This window comes from Paraburkholderia sp., from assembly GCF_026225065.1.
GTDB lineage: Bacteria > Pseudomonadota > Gammaproteobacteria > Burkholderiales > Burkholderiaceae > Paraburkholderia.
Genome location: NZ_JAMFSB010000446.1, coordinates 1 through 8,403, shown reverse-complemented (window position 1 = coordinate 8,403; position 8,403 = coordinate 1). Strand labels below are relative to the sequence as shown.

The window sequence follows — 8,403 nt, the reverse complement described above, 5'->3', positions numbered from 1 at the left end:
GTTGGGGGGGATGCCAGGCCTTGCTGGATAAGCCACGCAATGCGCGTGATGAGGACGCGGGTTTTGCCGCTGCCCGCGCCGGCCAGAATCAGTGCCGGTTCGTTGGGAAGCGTTACCGCGGCGTGTTGTTCGGGGTTTAGGTTGTTGAGAAGTTCGGGCATTTTCCAGGGGTCGGCGGCGGTTCGTTCGTCATTATAAGGTTCGGGGATGGGTTTGGTTTTTGCCTGCGACAAGCGCCGCAGGCAACCCTCCCGGCAGGGCACACCCCTTATAATCAAAGATTCCACAGCATCCCAGCAGACGACGAACAATGAGCGACACCACGCTTGCCAAGAGTTTCGAACCCCACAACATCGAAGCCCAATGGGGCCCGGAATGGGAAAAACGCGCCTACGCCGCGCCAGCGTTCGCGGAAGACTCGAAAAACTTCTCGATCCAGCTGCCGCCGCCGAACGTCACTGGCACCCTCCACATGGGCCATGCCTTCAACCAGACGATCATGGACGGCCTCACCCGCTACCATCGCATGCTCGGCGAAAACACCCTCTGGGTCCCCGGCACCGATCACGCCGGCATCGCCACCCAGATCGTCGTCGAACGCCAACTCGACGCCCAGAAGGTCTCGCGCCATGACCTCGGCCGCGAAAAGTTCGTCGAACGCGTCTGGGAATGGAAGCAGCAGTCCGGTTCGACCATTACCAACCAGGTCCGGCGCCTGGGTGCGTCGATTGACTGGTCGCGCGAATACTTCACCATGGACGACAAGATGTCCGCCGCCGTGCGCGACGTGTTCGTCCGTCTGTATGAACAGGGCCTGATCTACCGCGGCAAGCGCCTCGTCAACTGGGATCCGGTCCTTATGACCGCCGTCTCCGATCTCGAAGTCGCCAGCGAAGAAGAAAACGGCTATCTGTGGCACATCCAGTACCCGCTCGCCGATGGCTCCGGTCATCTGACGGTCGCCACTACCCGGCCGGAAACCATGCTCGGCGACGTCGCCGTCATGGTTCATCCAGAAGATGAACGCTACGCCAGCCTGATTGGCAAGACGGTCAAGCTACCGCTGTCCGATCGCGAAATCCCGATCATCGCCGACGACTACGTCGACCGCGAATTCGGCACCGGTGTCGTCAAGGTCACCCCCGCGCACGATTTCAACGACTATCAGATCGGCCAGCGCCACAAGCTGCCGCAGATCGAAATCCTGACGCTCGAAGCGAAGATCAACGACAACGCGCCCGAAAAGTACCGCGGTCTCGATCGCTTCGAAGCGCGCAAGCAGGTCGTCGCCGATCTGGAAGCCATCGGTCTGCTCGAATCCGTCAAGCCGCACAAGCTGATGGTGCCGCGCGGCGACCGCACCGGCGTCGTGCTCGAACCGATGCTCACCGATCAATGGTTCGTCGCCATGAGCAAGCCGGCGCCGGAAGGGACCTACAACCCCGGCAAATCGATCGCCGAAGCTGCGCTCGACGTGGTCCGCAATGGCCAGATCAAGTTCGTGCCGGAGAACTGGACCACGACGTACTACCAATGGCTCGAAAACATCCAGGACTGGTGTATCTCGCGCCAACTCTGGTGGGGCCATCAGATTCCGGCCTGGTACGGCGAAAACGGTGAAATCTTCGTCGCCAAGACTGAAGAAGAAGCCCACGCACAGGCCGCGGCGAAGGGCTACACCGGCGCCCTGAAGCGCGACGAAGACGTGCTCGACACGTGGTTCTCGTCAGCGCTGGTGCCGTTCTCGTCGCTCGGCTGGCCGAACGAAACAAAGGAACTGGCGGCTTTCCTGCCGTCGTCGGTGCTCGTCACCGGCTTCGACATCATCTTCTTCTGGGTCGCGCGGATGGTCATGATGACCACCCATTTCACCGGCAAGGTGCCGTTCGACACCGTTTATGTGCACGGCCTCGTGCGCGACGCCGAAGGCCAGAAGATGTCGAAGAGCAAAGGCAATACGCTCGACCCGATCGATATCGTCGACGGCATCGGTCTCGACGCCCTGGTCGCCAAGCGCACCACCGGTCTGATGAACCCGAAGCAGGCGGCGTCGATCGAGAAAAAGACCCGCAAAGAATTCCCCGAAGGCATCCCCGCGTTCGGCACCGACGCGCTGCGCTTCACGATGGCGTCGATGGCCACGCTCGGCCGTAACGTCAACTTCGACCTCGCGCGCTGCGAGGGTTATCGCAACTTCTGCAACAAGCTGTGGAACGCCACGCGCTTCGTCCTGATGAACTGCGAGGGCCACGACTGCGGCTTCGGCAAGCCCGCCGATGCGTGCGGCCCGAATGGCGAGGGCAATTGCGGCCCCGGCGCCTACCTCGACTTCTCGCAGGCAGACCGCTGGATCGTCTCGCACCTGCAGCGCGTCGAGGCTGAAGTCGCCAAAGGCTTTGCCGACTACCGCTTCGACAATGTGGCAAACGCCCTGTACAAGTTCGTCTGGGACGAATACTGTGACTGGTATCTCGAGCTCGCCAAGGTACAGATCCAGGGCGGCGCGCCGGAACAGCAACGCGCCACCCGCCGCACCCTGTTGCGTGTGCTCGAAACGGTCCTGCGCCTCGCGCATCCGGTGATTCCGTTCATCACCGAGGCGCTGTGGCAGAAGGTGGCGCCGCTCGCCGACCGTTACCCGCAAGGCAAGGCCGAGGGGGAAGCCTCCATCATGGTGCAGGCTTATCCGGTAGCGGAACCCGGCAAGCTGGACGAAGCCGCCGAGCAGTGGGTGACCGACCTGAAGGCTGTAATCGACGCCTGCCGCAACCTGCGCGGGGAGATGAACCTGTCGCCGGCCGTCAAGGTGCCGCTGCTCGCAACCGGCAACGCGGAGCGCCTGCGCACGTTCGCACCGTACGCCCAGGCGCTGGCCCGATTGTCGGAGGTACAGATCATCGCCGACGAGGCTACGCTCGACGCCCAGACACATGGCGCGCCAATTGCTATCGTAGGGAATGACAAGCTGGTGCTGAAGGTGGAAATCGATGTCGCAGCCGAACGCGAACGCTTGTCAAAAGAGATTGCGAGATTGGGCGCTGAAGTGTTGAAGTGCAACGCAAAACTGCAAAATGAAAGCTTTGTTGCGAAAGCCCCGCCCGCAGTCGTTGAGCAGGAGCAGAAAAGGCTGGCAGAATACGAAACGACCATCGGCAAGCTGAACGCGCAACTTGCGCGCCTGCCAGCCTGATTGACGCTCCACGCCAGTGCTTGCGCACAGGCGTAGCCACCACAGGATTCAGGGGTAAATTACATGCTAAAAGTTACAAAAGCGGTATTTCCGGTAGCAGGTCTTGGCACCCGGTTCCTCCCCGCCACCAAGGCGAGCCCGAAGGAAATGCTGCCCATCGTCGACAAGCCACTGATCCAGTACGCAGTCGAAGAAGCGATGGCCGCCGGCATCACCGAGATGATCTTCGTCACGGGGCGCAGCAAGCGCGCCATCGAGGATCACTTCGACAAGTCGTACGAAATCGAAGCGGAGCTCGAAGCGCGCGGCAAGGACAAGCTGCTGGAACTCGTGCGCAGCATCAAGCCGAGCCACGTCGACTGCTTCTACGTCCGCCAGCCTGAGGCGCTCGGCCTTGGCCACGCGGTGATGTGCGCCGAAAAGCTGGTCGGCGACAACCCGTTCGCCGTGATCCTCGCGGACGACTTGCTGTACGGCAAGCCGCCTGTGATGGCGCAGATGATCGAGGTGTTCGACCACTATCACAGCTCGGTGATCGGTGTCGAAGAAATCCCGCACTCGGAGACGAAGTCCTACGGGATCGTCGACGGCAAGGAATGGGAAGATTCGATCATCAAGATGTCGGGCATTATCGAAAAGCCGGCGCCGGAAGTCGCGCCGTCGAACCTGGGCGTGGTCGGCCGGTATGTGCTGAAGCCGCGGATTTTCGAGCATCTGCGTGCCTTGAAGCCGGGCGCTGGCGGTGAGTTGCAGTTGACGGATGCGATCCAGTCGCTGCTCGCGGATGAACAGGTGCTGGCTTATAAGTATCACGGCACGCGTTTTGACTGCGGCAGCAAGCTTGGTTATCTGAAGGCGACCGTGGAATTCGCGCTGCGCCATCCGGAAGTGGCCGCGGATTTTGAAGAGTATCTGCGCACGCGTTCGCCGGTGCTGGAAGGCTAAGCTGGCGGAAGGATAGGAGCGCGGGAAACCGCGTGGTAGATGTCAGAAAGGCACTGTTGCTTGTGAATCGCGGGCAACAGTGCCTTTTGTTTTGGGTACTGCAGTTCCTCGTAGGTCAGTCCTCGCGTGTCTGCCTCTATTCGTTGCGTGCGCCTCACCGCCGCCGCATCAAAAACACAAACACCTTATCCTGCGTCGACACTTCGACGATTTCATTACCCGTCTGCTTGGCGAACGCGGCGAAGTCGCGTTGCGAGCCGGGATCGGTGGCGAGCACCTTGAGGATCTGGCCGCTTTCCATGTCGGCGAGCGCCTTCTTGGCGCGCAAAATGGGGAGCGGACAGTTGAGCCCGCGCGCATCGACTTCCTTGTGAACCTGAATTTGCATCGACGATGACCTTCGGGATAAGGCGCCGCAAACGACGCCGGACAGAGGGTCAAATTCTACAGCAGCCGTCATATCCACGCCGGAAGCGCCGATATGACGGCCATCACAGGAACACGCCGAAGCGTTTCGGGCGCCAGAGCCAACGGCAAGGGCCGCAGCCGCAGCCACAGCCTTACAACGTCACCGCCTGCCCCGTCTGCAGCGACTGCCGCAGCGCACTGCCAATTCGCGTCGCCTCCAGCGCGTCGGCCAACGTCGCGCCGGCCGACGCCCCGCCCTGCACCGCCGCCACAAACGCCCGCGCTTCATATAGAAACGCGTCTTCGAAGCGGTCGAAGAAGGTGGGCGTGCATTCGTTGCGAATGCCGCTCGCGTCCGAAATCTCGACGCGATTCAAACGCGGATTGTGGCCAATCGTCATCGCGCCGGCCGTGCCGATCACTTCGCTGCTGGTGTCGTTGCCGTGCGCCATGGTGCGCGAGGCGTAGAACATCGCGAGGCTGCCGTCGTCGAATTCGCAGATCGCCACACCGTTGTCGACATCGCCGAATTCGCGCAGTCCCTCATGCAGGGCGATCGTCCCACTCGCAAACACGCGTTTGGCGCGCGGTTTGCCGAGCAGCCACCGCGCGACGTCAATGTCATGCACTGTGCAGTCGAGAAAAATCCCGCCCGATGTCGGCGCGAAGCGCACAAAGAAACCATCGGGGTCGTTCTTGTCGGTGTTCTGCGAGCGCACCATGAACGGTCGGCCAATCACGCCTGCTTCAATCTTCTCGAACGCATCGCGATAGCTCGGATCGAAGCGGCGCATGAAACCGATGGTCGCAAGCAGATGCGGATGCCGTTCCGCTTCCGCCAGCACACGCTCGCACTCCGCGAGATCCAGCGATAGCGGCTTCTCGCAGAACACATGTTTGCCGGCCCGCAGCGCGTCGATAATCTGCTGCGCGTGCAACGACGACGGCGTGACGAGCCAAACGGCATCGACCTCTTCGTCCTCGAGCAACGCGGCATAGTCTTTGTACAAACGCGGCGACGACAACGCCTCAGCGGCCCACACCAACTCTTCTTCTACAGGACTGCAAGCAGCGACAAGCACCGCGCCCGGCACACGAAAAGCGAGATTTTCCGCGTGACGCTTGCCGAGCCGTCCAAGGCCGACTACGCCGACACGAACAGGTTTGCGATTAGCAGTGGTCGTCGTCATCATGAGCCCTCACCGAGCCGCACCGGCCGGCCTTCGCGCCATGAGCGCGTCGCCGCATCGGCCAGTTCAAGCGCCTTCAGGCCATCCGCGACCGTCGTGCGAACCGGCTTGCCCTGCGTGACCGCTTCAAAGAAGTGCGCAATTTCCGCCGCATACGCTGCGCGGTAACGCTCGAGGAAAAACGCTTCCGGCACGTCGCTCGAGACTTCCGTCTTCGAATACGCAACCACCTCGGTAGGACGCACGTTGCCGGCCTGCAGCATGCCCTCGCTGCCAAGCACCTCGAAGCGCTGATCGTAGCCATACGCCGCACGCCGCGCCGTGTTGATCTGGCACAGCCGCCCGCTCTTCGTGCGAATCGTCACCGCGGTCGAATCGATATCGCCCGCCTCTGCAATCGCCGGGTCGCTCAGGCAACTGCCGGTGGCATGCAGCGTCTCGGCTTCGTCATCGAGAATCCAGCGGAAGATGTCGAAATCGTGGATCAGCATGTCCTTGAAGATGCCGCCCGAATGCTTGATGTACTCGACCGGCGGCGCACCCGGATCGCGGCTCGTGACGATCAGCATTTCAGGCGTGCCGATCTCACCCGCGTCGATGCGCGCTTTCAAGGAGGCAAAGGTCGGATCGAAGCGTCGCTGAAAACCGATCATGCACACCACACCCGCGCGTTCCACTGCTTGCGCGCAGGCACGTGCGCGTTCGAGCGTCAGGTCAACAGGCTTTTCGCAGAAGATGTGCTTCTTCTGCGCGGCCGATTGCTGGATCAGGTCCGCATGCGTATCCGTGCTCGAACAGATCACGGTCGCGCCGATCGACGCATCGCCCATCGCGCCATCTATGTCCGCGACCTGCGCACCGTGCAAGGCAGCGAGCGATGCCGCCGCGTCCTTGTTCACGTCCACCACATACTTGAGCCGCACGCCCGGTTGCCGCGCGAGATTGGCCGCATGAATCCGGCCGATGCGCCCTGCGCCGAACACTGCTACGTCGATTGTCTTGCCGCCTGCTATGTCAGTCATCGTATCCTCCAGTGTCTTTCGATTCTTCTACGTTCAATTCGAGCTTGTACGCGAGCGCGATGAACAGCGCCTGGCACAGGCAGATCGTGCTGGTGAGCGAGCGGAACGCGAACGCGCTCCCCTCCTTCACATAAAGTTGCGTGGTGGCGTAGCGCGCGAGTGGCGACAACTGGCTGTCGCTGATCACCAGCGTCTTTGCCTGGTGATGATGCGCCACTCGCAAGCAGTACTGTGTTTCCTTTCCGTAGGGTGCGAAGCTGATCGCGATCACCACATCGCCCTTCCTGACGCTGCGGATCTGCTCGCGATACATGCCGCCGAAACCGGACACCAGATGCACGCGCTTAGGGGTGTGCTGCAGCGCGTAGACAATATAACTCGCCACCGGAAACGAACGCCGCACACCTACCACGTAGATGTTGTCGGCCTGTTGCAGCATCTTTACCGCCGCATCGAACTGCGCATCGTCGAGACCCGCTTCGAGTTCATCGAGGCCGCCGCGGCACGCGGCGACGAACTCGCGCGCAACGGAGCCGCCGGACAACGCACCCGGCTTCTCGTCGATCAGCTTGCGAATGCGCTGCTGATAACTCGGCGACGACGTGCCCTGCCCCGTATACGCCTGACGAAACACCGCCTGCAGATCGGAGAACCCGGAGAAACCGAAGCGCTGCGCAAACCGCACGACCGCCGACGGATGCACGCCGCAGCTCGCCGCGATGTCGCTGGTGCGATCCACCATGACGCTCGAGCGATGCTGCTCGATATACGTCGCGACGCTCTTCAACTGACGCGGCAATGACTCGTAGTTTTCTGCGATGCGCTGCATCAAATCTTCGACGCTCGGCAGTTCTTCTGTGCTGTCTTCCGCCATGGCTCTTCCTTCGCTGCTTTATTGCACTGCAAAACCGCCTAAATCAAGGCGCTGTACACCACGCTGACGCTGCCGATTATAGGCAGGCAGATCGTCAAATGGAACATATTTTCCATTTTTCTTTGTCATGAAATTTTCATTGCAACCGGGCAAAAGATGGCCTAATCTTGGTCCTGAGCGATGGTGCAGCGAGCATGCGTGTTAACGCCTAGAGGGCTCGCGAGTAGTGGAAAACACCAGACGCTCCCTTCAATAACGAAGACCGAAAAAGGTGGAGACGATGAGACTTTGCAATGGCAAGACGACGCTGAGGGTTCTGGTGGCAGCACTGGCGCTGACGGCGGGATTGGCCGCCACAACCGCGGCCCGCGCGGCCGACGCGCACTTCGTGTTGATCAGCCACGCACCCGATTCCGATTCCTGGTGGAACACCATCAAGAACGCAATCAAACAGGCTGACGAGGATTTCAACGTCCAGACCGACTACCGCAACCCTCCTAACGGCGATATCGCCGACATGGCCCGCCTGGTGGAACAGGCTGCGGCGCGCAACTACGACGGCGTGATCGTTACCATCGCCGACTACGACGTGCTGAAGGGCTCTATCGGTAAGGTCACCGAAAAGCACATTCCTCTAGTGACGATCAACTCGGGCACCGAGCAGCAAAGCGCCGATCTGGGCGCGATCATGCACATCGGCCAGCCTGAATACACGGCGGGTAAAGCAGCAGGCGAAAAGGCAAAGGCAGCAGGCGTCAAGTCGTTCCTGTGCGT

At 61.2% G+C, this 8,403-nt stretch carries 8 protein-coding genes; 3 read left to right on the top strand and 5 right to left on the bottom strand.

The window, feature by feature from the left end; genetic code table 11:
• Positions 1 to 209, bottom strand: a 209-nt coding sequence (locus tag M0954_RS30070) for a UvrD-helicase domain-containing protein (RefSeq protein WP_297357144.1), incomplete at its 3' end; no start/stop codon positions are given.
• A gap of 101 nt (positions 210 to 310) precedes the next feature.
• On the opposite strand from M0954_RS30070, the gene M0954_RS30065 reads away from it, so the two are divergent.
• Positions 311 to 3,190: a valine--tRNA ligase gene (locus M0954_RS30065; RefSeq protein WP_297357142.1), complete on the top strand. Its 2,880-nt coding sequence runs from the start codon at positions 311 to 313 to the stop codon at positions 3,188 to 3,190.
• A gap of 63 nt (positions 3,191 to 3,253) precedes the next feature.
• Complete coding sequence (gene galU, locus M0954_RS30060) at positions 3,254 to 4,135, top strand: UTP--glucose-1-phosphate uridylyltransferase GalU (RefSeq protein ID WP_122151921.1); 882 nt, start codon at positions 3,254 to 3,256, stop codon at positions 4,133 to 4,135.
• Between the two features lie 154 nt (positions 4,136 to 4,289).
• On the opposite strand, the gene M0954_RS30055 is transcribed toward galU, so the two are convergent.
• The 4 genes from M0954_RS30055 to M0954_RS30040 form a co-directional block, all read right to left on the bottom strand.
• Positions 4,290 to 4,517, bottom strand: a complete 228-nt coding sequence (locus M0954_RS30055; protein ID WP_074265982.1) for a sulfurtransferase TusA family protein — start codon at positions 4,515 to 4,517, stop codon at positions 4,290 to 4,292.
• A gap of 178 nt (positions 4,518 to 4,695) precedes the next feature.
• A complete protein-coding gene (locus M0954_RS30050; RefSeq protein WP_122155386.1) occupies positions 4,696 to 5,733 on the bottom strand; it encodes a Gfo/Idh/MocA family oxidoreductase in 1,038 nt (345 codons plus the stop codon).
• Entirely contained in the window at positions 5,733 to 6,755 is a 1,023-nt protein-coding gene (gene iolG / locus M0954_RS30045; protein WP_122151926.1) for an inositol 2-dehydrogenase, read from the bottom strand. The genes M0954_RS30050 and iolG overlap by 1 nt, the downstream gene beginning before the upstream one ends.
• Positions 6,748 to 7,629 (bottom strand): MurR/RpiR family transcriptional regulator, encoded by an 882-nt coding sequence (locus M0954_RS30040; RefSeq protein WP_122151927.1) that lies wholly within the window; start codon positions 7,627 to 7,629, stop codon positions 6,748 to 6,750. The genes iolG and M0954_RS30040 overlap by 8 nt, the downstream gene beginning before the upstream one ends.
• 280 nt (positions 7,630 to 7,909) lie before the next feature.
• Here M0954_RS30040 and M0954_RS30035 point away from each other — a divergent pair.
• The coding region (locus tag M0954_RS30035; protein ID WP_297357140.1) for a substrate-binding domain-containing protein at positions 7,910 to 8,403 on the top strand (494 nt) is incomplete at its 3' end.